The following is a 17,909-nucleotide window of genomic DNA, read 5'->3' as shown; positions in this document are numbered from 1 at the left end:
ATTCTCCAGATCGATATCTCGAACTCCCATTCTAGCCGGGTTTCGAGTCGAAATGCCGCTCAACGGCCGCGTGTGGCCCTCTGAGCGTTTCGGACCCCTTGCATGGTGCCCTACCCGTAGGTATCGCGCGGGCCCCGCCCTGGAACGGCTCTGGGACCCCATTTCCACGAGGGGACGTCCGGTCCGATGAAGCGGAGGTTCTCCACCCCCGCCTCCGGATACCGTCGTCCGATCTCCGTGAGGATGGTCGCACGCATGAACTGCAGGTTCTTCGCCCACGCCGTCGAATCGCACTTCACGGTGAGCAGTCCGCGCTCGAGCGACACCGGCTCCGAGTGCTTCGCGGTGTCCGCTCCGGCGAGGTCGGCCCACTGCCGGACGAGGTCCTCCCGCGCGAGCGTCGTCTCCCAGCCGGATTCGCGGGTGAGGGTGTCGAGGACCGCACCGAGGGTTCCCGGATCGCGTCCGGGAGTGAACGGCGCGTTGTCGTCGTCGACGGAGATCCGTCGCTTGCGCTTCCAGTTCTTGGCGCTGGGCTTGAGCCCGCGCAGCCGCAGATAGGTGGCGACGGTCTCCGGCGCCTCCGCCGGAGCTGCGCTGTCCGTGACGACGTCAGTCATCCTGCGCACCCTCCTCTTCCTGCGACCGGTCGCGCTCGTCGGTGATGGTGCCCGCTGCGATGCGCACGACGTGGGCGTGGAGCACATCGGGGATATCCTCCTCCACCGCCGCGGTGACCACCACCTGCTCATAGCCCGCCGTGAGGGCGGCGAGACGCTGGCGCCGATCAGCGTCCAGCTCGGCGAAGACGTCGTCGAGGATGAGTACCGGGTCGCCGGCGGGAGACTCGCTGCGCAGCAGCTCGGCGGATGCCAGCCGCAGAGCGAGCGCGACCGACCAGGACTCGCCGTGCGAGGCGTAGCCCTTCACGGGGAGGTCGCGGACCCGCAGCACCAGATCGTCCCGGTGGGGTCCGGTGAGGGTGAGACCGCGGTCGAGCTCGTTCGATCGCTTCGCGGCGAGGGAGGCGCGGAACATCTCGGCGATGCGACGGGAGTCTGCGCGCACGTCATCCACGGGGGTGGAGCCGTCGGCGGCGTCCCGATCGTCGTCGTCCTCCGGATCGCTGCCGGCGACGGACAGGGCCCAGTCCAGCTGCGGTCGGTGATCGGCGCCCGCGATCGCCGCATAGGCATCGGCCACCGGCTGCTGTAGATCGGCGGCCAACCGCTGCCGCGCCGTGATGATCTCCGATCCCAGCGAGACGAGCTTGTCGTCCCAGACATCCAGGGTGCTCAAGGCCTCGCCGCGGATGCCGCGCGCCCGCGCCGACTTGAGAAGGGCGTTGCGCTGCTTGAGCACGCGATCGTAGTCGGCCAGGACCGCGGCGAGGCGCGGGGTGCGCTGGATGAGGAGCTGATCGGCGAACCGGCGCCGAGCCGACGGGTCTCCACGGACGATCTGAAGGTCTTCCGGCGCGAAGAGGACGACGTGCGCGTAGCGGGGGAGCTCATTGGTCTTCGACGGCGAGCCGTTGATGCGCGCCTTGTTCGACCCCTGCCGATTGAGCTGCACCTCGACGAGCACACGCCGCTCACCGTGGGAGAGCCGCGCACGGATGACCGCGTAGTCCTGGCCGTCTCGCACCATCGGAGCGTCGGACGACACCCGATGCGACCCGAGCGTCGCGAGGAAGACCACGGCTTCGGCGAGATTCGTCTTGCCCTGGCCGTTGCGCCCGACGAGGACGTTCGGCCCTCGGTGCAGGGCGAGTTCCGCGGTCGCGTAATTGCGGAAATCGACCAGGCTGAGGTGCTCCACAATCACGGAGCCAGCCTACCTTTCGGGTCGGACACTCCCTCGGGGCGAGAGCTCGCGCTCAGCGCAGGAGGAGGTTGGGCTGCAGCAGGTACTTGAACGAGTCCAGGCCTGCCTGGTCTACCGAGGTCTGGCTGGTGATGAGGACGGGGCTGAGCTTGTTGGCGTTGTCGCTGGAGGTGAAGGTCACCCGCACGAACTCGCTCTTGACCGCACCGAGCGCCTCGATGAGGTACTGCGGGTTGAGCCCCAGCGTCACCTCGTCACCGCCGGAGAGGATGGCGTCGACCGACTCGGAGGCGCGGGCATGCTCGCTACCGGAGGCGTCCATCGTGACGCTGTCGGTCGAGAACGTGAAGCGCAGCGGCGCGGCGCGGTCGAGCACGAGGGAGACACGGCGGACGGCCTCGATGAGGTCGGCGGTGTTGACGACGGCGTAGTGGTCGGTCTGCTCGGGGAAGAGGCGCCGGACCGGGGGGAAGTTGCCCTTGATGAGCAGCGAGGTCACGGTCTTGTTGCCGGCGGTGAACGCGATGATCTCGCGGTCTCCGGCTCCGGAGAACGCGATCTGGATCGTGCCGGCGTGCCCGAAGGTCTTGCCGACCTCGACGAGCGTGCGAGCGGGGACCAGCGCGGTCGCCTCGACGGCTTCCCCGTCCCAGGGCACGTCGCGGAGCGAGACCCGGTAGCGGTCGGTGGCGACGAGGCTGAGCGTGTGTCCGGTGACCTCGAGCTGGACACCCGTCAGCACCGGAGTCACGTCGTCACGGGATGCGGCGAAGCCGACCTGGGCGATCGCGGTGCCGAATTCGTCGGCCGGGACGACGCCGGAGGATCCGGAGACCTCGGGAATCGACGGGTATTCCTCGACCGGCATGGCCGCGAGGGTGAAGCGCGCCGAGCCGCAGGTCACCGCGATCCCGCCGTCATCCTCCACGGCGATCTCGATGGGGGCGTTCGGGAGGCGGCTCGCGATGTCCGAGAGCAGGCGGCCGTGGACGAGGATCGTGCCCGGGGTCTCGACCGTCGCCTCGATGGTCGTCCGTGCGGAGGCCTCGTAGTCGAAGGCCGAGAGCGTGAGTCCCGAACCATCGGCCTCGATCAGCACTCCGGCGAGGATCGGCTGCGGATTGCGCTGAGGGAGCAGCTTGACGACGAAGGACACAGCCTCGCTGAAGACATCGCGGTTGACCTGAAACCTCACGGGTGCTCCCTTGTCGTCGAACATGACGGGTCGTCGTCGGGCCCTGCCTGTGCAGGGAATCCCATGCTAGCCCCACAGTCCTGCGCTTCCCTACGCCGGAGGACTTGTCATGCGCCGGACCGGTTCTCCCCACCGTCTGGTGATCGGATCGCACCCTGAATGACTTAACTCCTTAACGGTGTTAACACCTGTGGATACTGTGGATAAGTCGGTGGAAAGCAAGCGCGAGTAGGGAACTACACACTTGTCACTTGTGGAGACCCTGAGGAATCCGCGGGTGGACGAGGGTCCATCGCGATTCGACCTTCCCGCGGTTATCCACAGGTTTCCCCGATCGACACACATCTGCGTCGGCGCGTTCCACGGTCATCCACAAGTTATCCACATGTGCATAGACGCATTGATCCGGCAGTCGGGGACCTGTCAAACGCCGAAGGGACGCCGTCCGGTGTCGGATGGCGTCCCTCTCGTGCGCTCAGGCGTCAGCGACGACCGAGCTGCGTGGTGATCTCGGTCACCTGGTTGTAGATCGAGCGGCGCTCCTTCATGAGCTCGCTGATCTTCTTGTAGGCGTACATGACCGTCGTGTGGTCCCGGTTGCCGAAGAGCTGGCCGATCTTCGGGAGGGAGAGGCTGGTGCGCTCACGGCAGAGGTACATGGCGATCTGCCGGGCGGTGGCGATCTGCTGCGAGCGGCTGGAGCCGTAGAGATCGTCGACGGTGAGCTTGAAGTACTGTGCGGTCGCCGTGATGATGTCGGTCGGCGAGATGATGTTGTCCTCGGCCGTGTCGATGATGTCCCGCAGCACGGTCTGGGCGAGGGAGATGTCGAGGGCCGAGCGGTTCAGGCTCGCGAACGCCGAGACGCGGATGAGTGCGCCCTCGAGCTCGCGGATGTTCGAGGACACGACCGTGGCGATGTACTCGAGCACCTCGTCGGGGATGTGGAGGGCTTCGCTCTGCGCCTTCTTGCGCAGGATCGCGATGCGGGTCTCGAGGTCGGGTGCCTGCACGTCGGTGATGAGGCCCCACTCGAAGCGGCTGCGCATGCGGTCCTCGAAGCCGGTCAGGTGCTTCGGCGCGACATCGCTCGTGATCACGACCTGCTTGTTGTGATCGTGCAGGGTGTTGAACGTGTGGAAGAACGCCTCCTGCGTCTCCGCGCGCCCCTGGAGGAACTGGATGTCGTCGATGAGGAGGATGTCCACGTCGCGGTACCGGGCCTGGAACGCGGCACCGCGGTTGTTCGCGATCGAGTTGATGAAGTCGTTCGTGAACTCCTCACTCGACACGTATCGCACCTTGACCCCCGCATAGAGGGACTGCGCGTAGTCGCCGATGGCGTGGAGGAGGTGGGTCTTGCCCAGTCCGGAGTCGCCGTAGATGAAGAGCGGGTTGTACGCCTTGGCCGGCGCTTCGGCCACCGCGACCGCCGCGGCATGGGCGAACCGGTTGGACTGGCCGATCACGAAGTTGTCGAAGGTGTACTTCGGGTTGAGGCGCGACTCGTGACGCACGGCCGCGGGCTGCTCCATCGGGGACTCGGCTCGCGCCGGTTCCTGCCGACCGAAGTCCGCGACGGCGATGGGGGCGGTGGGCTGCTCGGCCAGTTCGTGGTTCACGACGACCCGGTAGGAGGTCACCTCGTCACCGACGTGCGCGAGGGCTTCCATGATGGGCAGCCGGAGGCGCTTGTTGATCTGGGCCGCGGTGAGGTCGTTCGGCACCTCGAGGTAGAGCGTCGCCGACATCACGCCGGCCGGTACCGCGAGACTCAGGAACCCCTGGAGCTGGGGGGTGACCCGGTCGTCGGCTTCCAGCAGCTCCTGCACCGTGGTCCAGATCGGCACTTCGGGCTGGGCTGGTGAGGACATGGTGCTCCGGACGATGTTCGGGAAGGGAGCGCGGGAGAGGCTGCCCTGTGGATAACTACGGATGCCCACGCTAGTCATCGTCGTCGGGAACGGCAACCTGCCGCGGAGAATCAAGCCCTGTGACGGCTCCGTCGCGGTGGCCGAGGCTGTGGATAGCTCCTGTGTGGAGCGGAGGCGAGTACCTTCAGTCGGCGTCGTACTCGCAGCTGACCGTGCCGGAATCCGACGTCTCCTCGACGACCAGCTCGCCGTTCCAGTAGATCTTGCATCCCACCGTCTGATCGTCGCTGTCGGTGGGTGCCGTGATCGTGATCCAGGCCGACGACTCCGACGTGGTGTACTGCGCGTTCCCGACCGCCGACCAGGGGAGGGTCCTGGTCTCGGTGTCGCTGCTGAAGGTGGCTGTCACCCCGGACTGCGGTCCTGTTCCTTCGAGGAACACCGTGTTCAGCGGCGGCGACCAGAGTCCGAGCAGGAAGACGACCAGCAGGATGAGGGCGAGGATGAGGGCGGCGACGGCCCCCGCCACTCCGAGACCGGCGGACCGGCGCGCGGCCGACGGTGCCCGTCGTGCACGGACGCTGACGGCGATACCGCCGATCGCGGCTGCCGCGCCGAGGACGAACACGGGGATCAGCCAAGGATTCTGGAGCGCGTAGTACGGAACAGCGAGGGCGACCAGGACGATCAGGGAGACAGCGCTCGTGGCGATCGCCGCGGTGGAGAGTGCACGTGTTGCCCCGCCGTCGCCGGCGGGCCCGGATCCGGAGTCGGAGGAGGGGGTCTGCTGCTGGGTCATCGCGGCCTCTCGCTGGCACGGCACGTCCGCTCATCGGCCGTCCGGATAGCATATCGACGGCCGGATGGCGCCCTCGCGCGCGGGGCGGACGAGAACGGTCGTACGGTAGATTTGCCCTGCGCGCCGCCAAGACGTACCCTTAATCGGTTGACTTATGCCTGTATGGCAGTTCCCTATGTCTCCGGTCGAAGTGAATCCGGTGGCAGCATTCCCGGAGTGATCTCATGAGCAAGCGCACCTTCCAGCCCAACAACCGTCGTCGCGCCAAGAAGCACGGCTTCCGTGCTCGCATGCGCACCCGCGCCGGCCGTGCCATCCTCTCGGCACGCCGCGCGAAGGGCCGTACCGAGCTCTCCGCGTAAGCAGCTGTGCTCGCCCGCCCGTTCCGTTTGACCCGCGGGAGCGACTACCGACTGGTCGTTCGACGCGGATCGCGTTGTGGCGGGGCCCGCGTCCTCACCTCGATGCTGGCGACGGGTGAGAGCAGAGCAGCGCGTTTCGGTTTCATCATCAGCAAGCAGGTGGGCACCGCCGTGGTGCGCAACACCGTCCGTCGGCGACTCAAAGCCGTCTGTGCGGAGGCGCTCCCGCGTGTTCCTCAGGGCACGGATGTCGTCATCCGTGCCCTTCCTGCGTCGGCGACCGCGTCGTATGCGGACCTCCGCAGTGACGTGCACCGCTGTCTCGCTCGGCTCGAGCCCGTCGAGGCCACATCATGACCGCGTTGCCGGCGTCGTCAGTGGGCACGGGCGAGATGCACGGACGCGACGTGCTCCGGAGCATTCCGCTCCTTCCGCGCAACGCCGTGCTGGCTTTTCTGGCGGGGTACCGCAAGGTGGTCTCGCCGATGTACGGGGACGTGTGTGCGTACTACCCCTCCTGTTCCGCCTACGCTGTAGGTGCGGTGCAGCAGCACGGCGCCGTGCGGGGGGCTCTGCTCTCGGCGTGGCGCATCCTCCGCTGCAACCCCTGGTCTCGCGGAGGCGTCGACGACGTCACACCGCATCGACACTTCCGTCACGACCTGACCGCACACGGTTTCGTCGTCCCCTCCCGAAAGGACTGATCGGTGGGTCTTGACCTTCTGTTCGCCAGTGCCACCCCCAGCCCGGAACCGGCATCCGGCGGATTCGATCTGCTCGGCACGATCCTGTGGCCGCTGAAGTGGGTCGTCGAGCTCATCCTCGTCGCCTGGCACTGGCTGCTGACGGCCGTCGGTCTCCCTGCGGCGTCCGGCATCACCTGGGTCCTCTCGATCGTCGGCCTCGTGATCGTGGTCCGTGCAGCGCTCATCCCGCTGTTCGTGAAGCAGATCAAGAGCCAGCGGAAGATGATGGAAATCGCTCCTGAACTGCGCAAAGTTCAGGAGAAGTACCGCGGCAAGAAGGACCAGCTCTCTCGCGAGGCGATGAGCCGCGAGACGATGGCGCTGTACAAGAAGCACGGCACGACGCCGATGTCGAGCTGTCTGCCGCTGCTCGTGCAGATGCCGATCTTCTTCTCGCTTTACAGCGTGCTGAGCGACGTCAGCAAGCATGCGACGCAGGGCGTCGGCGGTGTCGGGCTGCTGAGCGCGGAGCTCACGCAGGAGTTCTACGACGCCAAGCTCTTCGGCGTCGCGTCCCTGCACGAGAACCTCGGCAACGCGATCGAGGCCCAGAACGTCACGGCGATCATCATCCTGATCACCCTGGTCGTCCTGATGATCGCGTCGCAGTTCTTCACGCAGCTGCAGATCATCTCGAAGAACCTCTCGCCGGAGGCCAAGACCGGCCAGGCGTACCAGATGCAGAAGATCATGCTCTACGTTCTGCCGCTGGGCTTCATCTTCTCCGGTGTCTTCTTCCCGCTCGGCGTGGTCGTGTACTGGTTCATCTCGAACCTCTGGACCATGGGTCAGCAGTTCCTCGTCATTCGTGAGATGCCGACTCCCGGTTCCGAAGCCGCCAAGGCCCGCGAGGAGCGACTCGCCCGCAAGGGGAAGGCGATCGACTCCTCCGGCAAGGTGGTCCCGATGGCTGCATACGAAGCCGAGCAGCAGCGTCTGCTCGAGGAGGCCGAGAAGGCGAAGGCGGCGGCGCCGAAGCGGCAGCAGCCGGTCGGCAAGAAGCGTGCGAAGAAGAAGGGGAACGCGTCATGAGCGAGGTCGTGACCGGGAGCACAGAGCCCACTGTGGCGCAGCTCGAGAACGAGGGGGACGTCGCGGCGGACTACCTCGAGGAGCTGCTCGACATCGCAGACATCGACGGTGATCTGAACCTCGACGTCCGTCAGGGTCGTGCGTACGTCTCGGTCGAGGCCGAGGGTGACGCGCTCGCGTTGCTCTCCGCTCCCGATACGGTGCAGGCGCTGCAGGAGCTCACGCGTCTCGCGGTGCAGAACAAGACGGGCTCGTTCTCGCGCCTCATCCTCGACATCGGTGGATCCCGCGACGCGCGGCGCCGTCAGCTCGTGACTCTGGTCGAGGCCGCCGCCGCGAAGCTCGATGAGGGTTCGTCGCAGGCTTCGCTGCCGGCGATGTCGAGCTACGAGCGCAAGCTGGTCCACGACATCGCCGCCGAGCGAGGGCTCGTCTCCGAGTCGTACGGCGAGGGCGCGGACCGACACACGGTCCTGCGTCGGCACTGACGCGCGGAAGGCGAGCGCTGGAACGTGTCCGAGACTCAGGATCCCGGCGAGAAGACCGTCGAGCAGGAGCCGGCAGTCGCTGCCCGGATCTTCGGAGAGCGACTGCAGCTCGCTCGACGGTTCACGGACTCCCTTGCGCGTGAGGGGGAGGAGCGGGGCCTGATCGGACCGCTGGAACTGCCGCGCTTGTGGACGCGCCACATCCTGAACAGCGCGATCGCCGCGCCCCTCTTCCACGGCTCCGTCGCGGATATCGGGTCCGGGGCCGGACTGCCCGGTCTGGTGCTCGCGATCGCGCGGCCCGACGTGTCGTGGACGCTCGTGGAGCCGATGGAGCGTCGGATCAATTGGTTGACTGAGCAAGTGAACGACCTGGAACTCACGAATGTCACCATTCTCCGCGCGCGTGCCGAGGACGTGCGGGCGAAGGGTGCCTTCGATGTCGTCACGGCTCGAGCGGTGAGCGCATTGCGGACCCTGATCCCTCTCACCGCTCCGCTGGTCCGCGATGGTGGGGAACTGGCCCTGTTGAAGGGGATGAACGCCGCGAACGAGATCGAAGCGGCGAGGAAGCAGATCGCGAAGTTCAAGCTTGCGGATGTTCGCGTCGAGGTCCTGGGCGAGGGATTGCTCCCGGAGACCACTCGGGTCGTCCGCGCCTCCGTGCGCTGAAGACGTCGCCGTTTCCTGGGACACGAGACTGACCCGGTGTCCTACCGTGCCTCACGTTCCCGGCCCCGTCGACACTGCGCCTGGATATCTCTCTCCCTGACGAGCTGTCGTGCGAACACCTGACATGGGACGCTCCGCTGCGGCTGTGGACGTGTTCGGACGGATGGAAGTCGGAGCGGTCGTCGTTCACCGCGCCCCGCCATGGTTGGTCCTGCTGTCGAATCGATGGACTTCATGTTCCGCTGATCGAGGCGCCAAGGCTGGGCTTCGCTGAGTCGGTGCGTCGCGCAATGGGCCCTCCTGCGACTTGCTGCGGCGAACTGGACGGGTTCGATCTCTGCATCGCGCGAGTGAGCTCTGCAGTACGGGCGGTCTACGGCAGATCTCCCTGTAGCGGACTCAAGTAGTTTCACGTGAAACGGCGTCATGCCTGGAAAGTTGCATCGTCCAGAAGGTCTGCCAGCAACGCAGGGGAGTATGGCACAGTGCCGTACGCCGATACGTTGACAGGTGTCGATCTGCGGCTTCATCAGCGGGTACCGCTGACGTCGTTGTGCCAGCGGCGCGATGGTGAGGTGGAGGTGTTGCCGGGGAGGGCAGGACGTGGCCCATCCGAGTGATGGGGGCCGCGCGCGTCGCCCGTTGGGGGTGGGGCGGCGTCCGCGCGGTGACTGTTGCCATTCTTTGTCTTGCGGGAGTCGCCAAGTCTGGGCTCCGATGCCTGCACGAGCAGGGGCCGGGGGTCCCAGACGGTGTTCGAGAACCGGGCCGAACCACTCGTAACGAACGTCTGGCTCCACGTGTTGTGGGGCCCGTCATCCGGAGGGCAGCGCCCAGATTCGAAGTCGGGTAGCAATGCGAGCGCTGACCTGCTCAGCGCGTACTCGCGACGGCGCGGACGATGGGCTGGGCTCAGCCACTCGGACGCCCTAACGAGAGGGGTCCGCGTCGTTTTGACCCGCCCTGTCGGCTCCGGTCCGTTTCACGTGCAACAAGGGCGACGAGGTGTCTCGACTGCGGCTCGCCAAGGGTCCGTAAGGCACGGGAGGACCACGGAGGTGTGTCGTCGGCAGACGCGACGTCTGGCGTCCGAACCTCCGGTGCAATGTGGAGGAGGTGGGCGGTCGTTTCACGTGAAACGGCATCTGGCTGCAGCTGAGGGCCCCGCCCTGGCGCTCAGGGGAGATGCCGTCTCGCTGTCGGAGGCCGGTACGTACTGCCGCGCGGCGACTTTGGGTCAGGCGCGTAGCGAGCAGGCCCGGGAGTCGGGAGCTGCGCGGCGGTCTCACGAGGAACGGTGGGGACGCTGGGTGGGGGCGCAGGGCTCTCGGTGAGTGGGGTCATGGCTTTGCTGTCCGCGCTCGGTGCCCGATGCTGCGCGTCGGATTCGGCAGGGAGTGCAGCGCGCAGGGCCGAGCGTGGGGTGCGGCGCCTATGTTTCACGTGAAACGGTGGCGGACAGCAGCAGGGGAGCGTGGCCAGCAGCGGGTACGGCCCGTCGCACTATCTAAGGCCAGTGCCTCATGCTGGGCGGCAGCGCTGAACAAGGGCGGCAGCGCGCGGAGCCGAGCGTCGGGCCCTCGTCCGGCGGTTTCACGTGAAACGGTGGCCGACAGCAGCTGAGGAAGCACGGCGGGCAGTGGAGGGAATAGCCCTCTCGCGAACCAAGCCCAGCGTCCATACTGCGCGGCGATGACGGCCCAGGATCGCAGCGCGCAGAGCCGAGCTCCGGGCGTCGTACAGCCGTCTCACGTGAACCCCGCCGCGAGTGCGCGGCGGGGGTGGAGGCGGTTGTGTGATCTGGCGAACCCCGTCGCGCTGAGAGTCAGTCTGTCGTGGGGCGTCAGTCGTGGGGGATCGGGCGTGTGTTCGTCGCGCTCACTGTGGTGCACGCGGTCTTTGGGATGGCAGTACGCGGTCGCGGTCGGCGCGGGTGCTCCCGTAGGGGGGGCGGGCGTGGGCTGTCTGATTTTCTGGGTTGTAGGCGGCAGCGCGCACCCCGGCGGGCGCGGACGAGTGAGTTGTGCTTTCCGGAGGGGGGACCGCATGGACGTCTCGTTCGTGACCGAGCACCGACCGGTGGCCGTGGTTCGACGGGGTGCGCACGGGACTCGTGTGTTGACCTAGGGGTGTCGCGGCGGGCGCGGGGCCGGGCCCTGGCGAGAACCGGTGCTGGCTCCTCGATCGCGCGACGGCGTGGGGGGCGCACTCCCGGGGGCGTCAGCGCCCGTGGTCTTCGAAAGGTGTCGCACGACGCCGGCCTACTGGATCACCTGCGGTACCAGGCGACATGAAGCGAGCGCTCGCCTCAAGGGGGGCACCCCTGGGCGTTTCACGTGAAACGGCACAGAAAGTGTGGACTCTACGCCTGTTCTCACACATGATGAGCAGTGCGTGCTCACCGGACCCGTGAATCGCGCGTGCCGGGGGTGCGTCACTCATGGCCCGTGCGGCAGCGACGGGTGGAGGCAGGCGCGGCCGGAACACCCGGCGCACGCGGACTACGCCGTGTTCCTGGGGTCTACCAAGGGTCGGCGTGGACGTTCACACGAGGATGGCGTGGTGCGGGTGAGCTAGACGGGTGCAGGGGGCGCCCAGACACGGACAAGAAAGGCGGGCTTTGTGGGCGCTGGCGGCTGGCGGCCTGGCGCTGTGTCGGCAATCTCGGTCTCGGATTACGACGCGTAGTGGTCGGGGGGCGCGTGCTGGAATGCCCATGTCTCGGCACGAGCCCCAGGGGCGGGGCCCTTACGGATTCAGGGCTGCCGGACTGCGCGGAAACATCGGCGGGGCGGGGAGGGGTATCTGCGGTTTGCCGAGGCGGGCGTGCCAGGGCCTCGTAGCGCCACGGATCTGGTGAACGAGGCGCTGATTCGCGGACCTGACGGAAGCCTGCTCTCGACCCGACGCGATCCTGGGGACGCGGATGACAGCGGAGCCAGTTTCCCCCGTCACACCGCACGACACGGCAACAAGACGTGGCGCTGAGGCCGATCTTCAGATCGAGAGGGCAGCAGGCGTTTCACGTGAAACGTCTGTGTCCGCACCATGCAGTCCATTCGGGGGACGCGTTGCGGGAGGCGCGCGTTCTGCTCCCTGGTCGCGCCTGTGATGCGAGGTCGGTCCCTGCGATTAGAGTGGAACGCGGCCCCGAAAGGAGTGGATGTTTCACGTGAAACAGTCCGAGAAGGCATCGTCGAACGAGTCGTTCGGGATGGATACACCCCTCGCGCGAGAAATCGCGGATCTCTCCGCCCGGCGCCGCGCGCTGGAAGGGGTTTCCGTCGACTTCAGTGGCGATACCCGCATCCTGACGGTGTCGAATCAGAAGGGCGGCGTGGGTAAGACCACCAGCGCCGTGAACATCGCATCCGCGTTGGCGGGACTGGGCGCGAAGGTCCTCGTCATCGACCTCGATCCGCAGGGGAACGCCTCCACGGCCCTCGGGGTGCCGCACAACGCCGACACCCCGAGTGTCTACGATGTCCTCATCGACGAGTTCCCCCTGGCGGAGATCGTTCAGCCCAGCCCTGAGAGCCCGAATCTCTTCTGCGCGCCGAGCACCATCCACCTGGCGGGTGCCGAGATCGAGCTGGTCGCACAGGTGGCGCGCGAGCACCGCCTCCGCCGTGCGCTGGAGGACTACCTCGCGGACCATCCGGTGGACTTCGTCATCATCGACTGCCCCCCTTCCCTCGGACTGCTCACGATCAACGCTTTCACAGCCGCGAACGAGGTCTTCATCCCCATCCAGTGCGAGTACTACGCCCTGGAGGGTCTGAGCCAGCTGCTCGGCAGCATCCAGATGATTCAGAAGCACCTCAACCCGGGTCTGCATCTGTCGACCATCCTCCTCACGATGTTCGACGGACGGACGCGGCTGGCCCAGCAGGTGGCGGAAGAGGTGCGGTCCCACTTCCCCTCGCAGGTGCTGGACACCGTGATTCCGCGCTCCGTCCGTGTGTCGGAAGCCCCCAGTTTCGGCCAGACGGTCATCGCCTACGACGGTCAGTCCGCCGGGGCGATCGCGTACCGCGAGGCCGCCGTCGAAATCGCGTCGCGACAGACGCAGAGCAAGGAGAAATAATGGCGAAGCGCACTGGACTCGGCCGCGGCATCGGCGCCCTCATCCCGACGGCGGACCAGACCGAGCGTCCCGTCGACGTGTTCTTCCCTGGTGCGAAGATCGCTCCGACCCCCGAGGCTCCCTCCACGAGCGCCGACGCCGCGCCCGAGACCGAACTCGAGGCGGTGCCGGGGATCCACCTGATCCAGGTCGACCCACAGGCGATCGTGCCGAACCCGCGGCAGCCCCGCACGCACTTCAACCCCGAGGATCTCGCGGAACTCGTGCACAGCGTCCGCGAGTTCGGCGTGCTGCAGCCGGTAGTCGTCCGGAAGAACAGCGACGGCGAGTACGAGCTCATCATGGGGGAGCGGCGCACGCGAGCCGCCCGCGAGGCCGGACTCGAGGCGATCCCCGCCATCGTCCGCGACACGGCCGACGAGGATCTCCTGCGGGACGCGCTGCTGGAGAACCTCCACCGCTCGGAGCTGAATCCCCTCGAAGAGGCTTCGGCCTACCAGCAGCTCCTCGACGACTTCGGCATCACCCAGGAGGAGCTGGCCACGCGCATCGGTCGCTCCCGCCCTCAGATCAGCAACACCATCCGCCTGCTCAAGCTTCCGGTGCCGGTGCAGCAGCGGGTGGCCGCCGGTGTGCTGACCGCCGGACACGCGCGCGCGATCCTCAGCGTGGACTCTCCGGAGGCGATGCAGCGGCTGGCGGACAAGGTCGTCAATGAAGACCTGTCCGTTCGCGCGACGGAGGAAGCCGCCAAGTCGCAGCCGTCCGCAGGGAAGACTCCCAAGCCCACCCCGGGTGCGCGGCGGGCTTACCTGGACGAGGTCGCCGGCAAGCTCGGAGACCGGCTCAACACGCGCGTCCGGATCTCTCTGGGTGCCCGAAAAGGCCAGGTCACGATTGATTTCGCATCGATCCAGGATCTGAACCGCATTCTCGAGGAGCTGGGCGAAGAAGGGTACGGCTCCGCGCGGTGACCGCGTCCCTGGTCGGGGGTGCCATAGACTCGCGTCATCTTGACGATGCGAGGGGGATGTCATGTCCAGACCAGCTGATCCAGCGAGTATCAAGCGTCGCGTGATCGCCGTCAGTATCGCGGCGGCTCTGGGCGGATTCCTCTTCGGATTCGACACCGCGGTGATCAACGGCGCCGTCGACGCTCTGGCCGGAGACGTCTCCGGTTTCGATCTCGGAACCGGCCTCAAGGGCTTCGCCGTGTCGTCCGCCCTGATCGGCTGCGCCGTGGGCGCCTGGTTCGCCGGGCCCGTCTCGAACAAGTTCGGACGCATCCCCGTGATGGTGGTCGCCGCGGCCATGTTCTTCGTCTCGGCGATCGGTTCCGGTCTCGCCTTCAGCGTCGTCGACCTCATCATCTGGCGCGTGATCGGCGGACTCGGCGTCGGTGCGGCGTCGGTGATCGCACCCGCGTACATCGCAGAGGTCTCGCCGGCAGCGATCCGCGGTCGGCTCGGATCGCTGCAGCAGCTCGCCATCGTCCTCGGCATCTTCGCCGCCCTCCTGTCCGACGCCCTGCTCGCGGGCATCGCGGGGGAGGCCGACCAGCCGCTGTGGGGCCTGACCGCGTGGCGGTGGATGTTCATGGTCGCGGCCATCCCCGCGCTCGTCTACGGACTCGTGTCGTTGCGGCTGCCGGAGTCGCCGCGCTACCTGGTCCGCAAGGGCGAGGTGAAGCGCGCCGCGGAAGTGCTCCAGACCGTCACGGGGACGATCGACACCGAAGCCAAGATCAAGGAGATCACGGGCACGATCGATACGGAGCGCTCCGAGTCGCTGCGGGATCTGCGGGGGAGCCGGCTGGGACTCAAGCCGATCGTCTGGGTCGGCATCCTGCTGTCGGTGTTCCAGCAGTTCGTCGGCATCAACGTCATCTTCTACTACTCGACCACGCTGTGGCAGTCGGTGGGCTTCGACGAGTCCAGTGCCCTCCTCACGTCCGTCATCACCTCCGTCACGAACATCGTCGTCACGATCGTCGCGATCCTCCTCGTCGATCGGGTCGGTCGTCGGATCATGCTCCTCGTCGGCTCGGTCGGCATGACGGTGACCCTCGGACTCATGGCGCTCGCCTTCTCGTTCGGCACGCTCGACGCCTCCGGAACCGCGACGCTCCCGGACCCCTGGGCCACCGTCGCGCTCATCTGCGCCAACGGCTTCGTCGTGTTCTTCGGTGCGAGCTGGGGGCCGCTGGTGTGGGTGCTCCTGGGCGAGATCTTCCCGAATTCGATCCGTGCCGGCGCCCTCGCCGTCGCCGCGGCCGCGCAGTGGGTGGCCAACTTCTTCATCTCGACGACGTTCCCCGCGTTCGCCGAGATCGGCCTCACCTTCGCGTACGGCTTCTACGCGTTCTTCGCGCTGCTGTCGTTCTTCTTCGTGTTCTTCAAGGTGCCGGAGACCAAGGGCCGCGAGCTCGAGGACATGAGCGAAGATGCCAAGGTGGAGCGCCGACCCCGTCGCGCACGCGCGTAGGCTGGAGGGATGACCGAATCCGTCCCCCGTCGCGCCAGCCTGGAAGTGCTGCGCGCCGAGGCGTCGGACGAACTCGCCGTCCTCGTCCAGGAGCGCCTTCTGGGCGGTGAGGACCCCTGGGAGTTCATGGAGGAGCTGCCCAGCGTCGACGAACTCGTCGTCTACCTGCTCCGTGCGGACAACATCGCTGCGAACGACGGTGTGCGACCCAATGCCGCACGACACTACCGGGTGCTGCGCCAGATCGCCCTCGAGTACCCGGAGCTCACACCGGCCGTCTGGGGGCTTCTGGACGAGAAGCAGCGCCACCGTCGCTGGGACCCGCGCATCGCCGACGCCTCCTGACGCCGATGCTCCTCGTTCCCTCCGACCCGTCGTGGCCGCAGCGGTTCGAGGAGTTCGCCTCATCGATGCGGACGGCCGGTGCGGACGACTGGATCATCGAGCACATCGGCTCGACCGCGATTCCCGGGATGAGCGCGAAGCCGGTCATCGACCTCGCGGTGCGCATGGAGACAGGGGAGCAGTTCGGCGTCCGGAGGCCCACACTGGAGGCGGCCGGCTGGCGCACGGGCAGCGGGGTTCGCACGCATCCGGTGATGATCCGAGAGTCGGCGGGGGAGCGCCTCGCCATCGCGCACTTCTTCCCTGCCGCGGAGTGGGATCTCGCGCCCCAGCGCCTGTTGCGGGACTGGCTACGCACGCATCCGGCAGACGCGGAGCGATACGAGCGCGCCACGCACGACGCAGCGCGGGTGGCGGCGGACGGGGTGTGCTCCTACAACGCGGGAAAGACGGCCGTCATCCAGGAGATCGTGAACAGCGCCCGGGCCGCGCGCGGTCTCGAACCCGTGGACGTGTACGACAAGCGCTGACCACGCTCAGGGGCCCGGAGAGAGCGAAAAGGGCCGCACCCGGAGGTGCGGCCCTTCTCGTGGTCGGGGGGATCAGCCGAGGAAAGCGGCGAGATCCTGCTCGAGGGCGAACTTCGGCTTGGCGCCGATGATCGTCGTCTTGACCTCTCCGCCCTGGAAGACCTTCATCGCCGGGATCGACGTGATCTGGTACTTCATGGCCAGCTCCGGGTTCTCGTCCACGTTGAGCTTGAGGATGGTGATCTTGTCGGGGTTGTCGGACTGGATCTCGTCCAGCACCGGCGCGACCATACGACACGGACCGCACCACTCGGCCCAGAAGTCCACCAGCACGGGACCATCGGCCTGCAGCACGTCCTGCTCCCAGGTCGCCTGGCTCGTTGCCTTTGCACTCATCAGAGTTCTCCTTGTTCGAGGTTCGCCTGTTGCAACAACGGGCGGGGGGAAAGTGTTCCCGGCCGTCGTCAGGCCGTGATGACCTCGGCGGCCTCGGCCGCGGGGACCTCGACGGAGGAGTCCTCCAGGTCGGCGAGGAAGTGCTCGGCGTCGAGGGCCGCGATCGTGCCCGTCCCCGCGGCGGTGATGGCCTGGCGGTACGTGGGGTCGATCACGTCGCCGGCGGCGAAGACTCCGGGAACCGACGTGCGCGAGGAGCGACCGTCGACCCAGATCGTCCCCTCGGGCGTGAGCTCGAGCTTCTCGTGGACGAGGTGGGTGCGCGGGTCGTTGCCGATGGCGATGAACAGGCCGTCGAGGGGCAGGTCGCGCAGCGAGCCGTCCTCCGTGGAACGCAGCTGCACGCCCGAGACGGCGTTGTCGCCGAGGATCTCCACGACCTCGCTGTTCCACACGAACTCGATCTTCTCATTCGCGAAGGCGCGCTCCTGCATGATCTTCGAGGCCCGCAGGGTGTCCTTGCGGTGGATGACGTACACCTTGTCCGCGAAGCGCGTGAGGAAGGTGGCCTCCTCCATCGCCGAGTCACCGCCGCCGACGACGGCGATCGTCTTCTGACGGAAGAAGAAGCCGTCGCAGGTGGCGCACCAGGAGACACCGAAGCCGGAGAGGCGCTCCTCGCCCTCGATACCGAGCTTGCGGTAGGCGGAACCCGTCGCGTAGATGATGGTCTTCGCCTCGTGGGTGGCGCCCGAACCGAGGGTGACCTTCTTGACGGGACCGGCGACGTCGAGCTCGGTGACGTCGTCGTAGAGCACCTCGGTGCCGAACTTCTCGGCCTGCTCCTGGAACTTGGCCATGAGCTCGGGGCCCTGGATGCCCTCCGGGAAGCCGGGGTAGTTCTCCACCTCGGTCGTGTTCATGAGCTCTCCGCCGACCTCGACGGAGCTCGCGATGAGGAGCGGCTCCAGGTTCGCGCGCGCCGCGTAGATGGCAGCCGTGAATCCGGCGGGGCCGGAGCCGATGATGATGACCTGACGCATGTGATCTCCGTTAGAAAGGCGGTGCCGTC

Annotated in this window: 18 protein-coding genes; 11 read left to right on the top strand and 7 right to left on the bottom strand. The window is 67.1% G+C overall.

Annotation, left to right across the window (positions count from 1 at the left end; translation table 11 throughout):
• Nucleotides 1-110: 110 nt before the first annotated feature.
• The 5 genes from CJ226_RS04525 to CJ226_RS04505 all read right to left on the bottom strand — a co-directional run bounded on the left by CJ226_RS04525 (nt 111) and on the right by CJ226_RS04505 (nt 5,695).
• Nucleotides 111-620 (bottom strand): DUF721 domain-containing protein, encoded by a 510-nt coding sequence (locus CJ226_RS04525; protein WP_025102874.1) that lies wholly within the window; start codon nt 618-620, stop codon nt 111-113.
• On the bottom strand, nt 613-1,827 hold the full coding sequence (recF, locus tag CJ226_RS04520) for a DNA replication/repair protein RecF (protein ID WP_062637716.1): 1,215 nt from the start codon (nt 1,825-1,827) through the stop codon (nt 613-615). Before recF ends, CJ226_RS04525 begins: the two co-directional genes overlap by 8 nt.
• A gap of 52 nt (nt 1,828-1,879) precedes the next feature.
• Nucleotides 1,880-3,022 carry a DNA polymerase III subunit beta gene (gene dnaN / locus CJ226_RS04515; protein ID WP_025102872.1) on the bottom strand — a complete coding sequence of 381 codons (1,143 nt, stop codon included), beginning with the start codon at nt 3,020-3,022 and terminating at the stop codon, nt 1,880-1,882.
• Nucleotides 3,023-3,504: 482 nt separating this feature from the next.
• On the bottom strand, nt 3,505-4,896 hold the full coding sequence (gene dnaA / locus CJ226_RS04510) for a chromosomal replication initiator protein DnaA (RefSeq protein WP_062637717.1): 1,392 nt from the start codon (nt 4,894-4,896) through the stop codon (nt 3,505-3,507).
• Nucleotides 4,897-5,080: 184 nt separating this feature from the next.
• Nucleotides 5,081-5,695 carry a hypothetical protein gene (locus CJ226_RS04505; protein ID WP_102208457.1) on the bottom strand — a complete coding sequence of 205 codons (615 nt, stop codon included), beginning with the start codon at nt 5,693-5,695 and terminating at the stop codon, nt 5,081-5,083.
• A 224-nt stretch (nt 5,696-5,919) separates the two neighbouring features.
• On the opposite strand from CJ226_RS04505, the gene rpmH reads away from it, so the two are divergent.
• The 11 genes from rpmH to CJ226_RS04450 all read left to right on the top strand — a co-directional run bounded on the left by rpmH (nt 5,920) and on the right by CJ226_RS04450 (nt 16,441).
• Complete coding sequence (gene rpmH / locus CJ226_RS04500; protein ID WP_022879826.1) at nt 5,920-6,057, top strand: 50S ribosomal protein L34; 138 nt, start codon at nt 5,920-5,922, stop codon at nt 6,055-6,057.
• A 6-nt stretch (nt 6,058-6,063) separates the two neighbouring features.
• On the top strand, nt 6,064-6,414 hold the full coding sequence (gene rnpA / locus CJ226_RS04495) for a ribonuclease P protein component (protein ID WP_102208456.1): 351 nt from the start codon (nt 6,064-6,066) through the stop codon (nt 6,412-6,414).
• Nucleotides 6,411-6,761: a membrane protein insertion efficiency factor YidD gene (gene yidD, locus CJ226_RS04490; RefSeq protein WP_102208455.1), complete on the top strand. Its 351-nt coding sequence runs from the start codon at nt 6,411-6,413 to the stop codon at nt 6,759-6,761. Before rnpA ends, yidD begins: the two co-directional genes overlap by 4 nt.
• Nucleotides 6,762-6,764: 3 nt before the next feature.
• A complete protein-coding gene (gene yidC, locus CJ226_RS04485; protein ID WP_060921330.1) occupies nt 6,765-7,835 on the top strand; it encodes a membrane protein insertase YidC in 1,071 nt (356 codons plus the stop codon).
• Nucleotides 7,832-8,323 (top strand): R3H domain-containing nucleic acid-binding protein, encoded by a 492-nt coding sequence (locus tag CJ226_RS04480; RefSeq protein WP_062637725.1) that lies wholly within the window; start codon nt 7,832-7,834, stop codon nt 8,321-8,323. Before yidC ends, CJ226_RS04480 begins: the two co-directional genes overlap by 4 nt.
• 24 nt (nt 8,324-8,347) lie before the next feature.
• A complete protein-coding gene (gene rsmG, locus CJ226_RS04475; protein WP_062637727.1) occupies nt 8,348-8,995 on the top strand; it encodes a 16S rRNA (guanine(527)-N(7))-methyltransferase RsmG in 648 nt (215 codons plus the stop codon).
• Nucleotides 8,996-12,158: 3,163 nt separating this feature from the next.
• Nucleotides 12,159-13,082 carry a ParA family protein gene (locus tag CJ226_RS04470; RefSeq protein WP_062637729.1) on the top strand — a complete coding sequence of 308 codons (924 nt, stop codon included), beginning with the start codon at nt 12,159-12,161 and terminating at the stop codon, nt 13,080-13,082.
• The gene (locus CJ226_RS04465) at nt 13,082-14,056 is read left to right on the top strand and encodes a ParB/RepB/Spo0J family partition protein (RefSeq protein ID WP_062637731.1); all 975 of its coding nucleotides are present in this window, start codon (nt 13,082-13,084) and stop codon (nt 14,054-14,056) included. The genes CJ226_RS04470 and CJ226_RS04465 overlap by 1 nt, the downstream gene beginning before the upstream one ends.
• A gap of 61 nt (nt 14,057-14,117) precedes the next feature.
• On the top strand, nt 14,118-15,566 hold the full coding sequence (locus tag CJ226_RS04460) for a sugar porter family MFS transporter (RefSeq protein ID WP_082803015.1): 1,449 nt from the start codon (nt 14,118-14,120) through the stop codon (nt 15,564-15,566).
• Between the two features lie 9 nt (nt 15,567-15,575).
• Nucleotides 15,576-15,911, top strand: coding sequence for a hypothetical protein (locus CJ226_RS04455; RefSeq protein ID WP_025102860.1), 336 nt, complete (start codon nt 15,576-15,578; stop codon nt 15,909-15,911).
• A gap of 5 nt (nt 15,912-15,916) precedes the next feature.
• Nucleotides 15,917-16,441: a GrpB family protein gene (locus tag CJ226_RS04450; protein ID WP_062637735.1), complete on the top strand. Its 525-nt coding sequence runs from the start codon at nt 15,917-15,919 to the stop codon at nt 16,439-16,441.
• Between the two features lie 72 nt (nt 16,442-16,513).
• Here the strand turns inward: CJ226_RS04450 and trxA are convergent, their stop codons facing one another.
• Together trxA and trxB are read right to left on the bottom strand one after the other, a co-directional pair.
• A complete protein-coding gene (gene trxA, locus CJ226_RS04445) occupies nt 16,514-16,837 on the bottom strand; it encodes a thioredoxin (RefSeq protein ID WP_025102859.1) in 324 nt (107 codons plus the stop codon).
• 68 nt (nt 16,838-16,905) lie between these two features.
• Nucleotides 16,906-17,880 carry a thioredoxin-disulfide reductase gene (gene trxB, locus CJ226_RS04440; RefSeq protein ID WP_025102858.1) on the bottom strand — a complete coding sequence of 325 codons (975 nt, stop codon included), beginning with the start codon at nt 17,878-17,880 and terminating at the stop codon, nt 16,906-16,908.
• Between the last annotated feature and the right edge of the window lie 29 nt (nt 17,881-17,909).

Origin of the sequence: Microbacterium sp. UMB0228 (genome assembly GCF_002871415.1) — a bacterium.
GTDB lineage: Bacteria > Actinomycetota > Actinomycetes > Actinomycetales > Microbacteriaceae > Microbacterium.
This window is presented reverse-complemented; position numbering and strand designations above follow the sequence as displayed.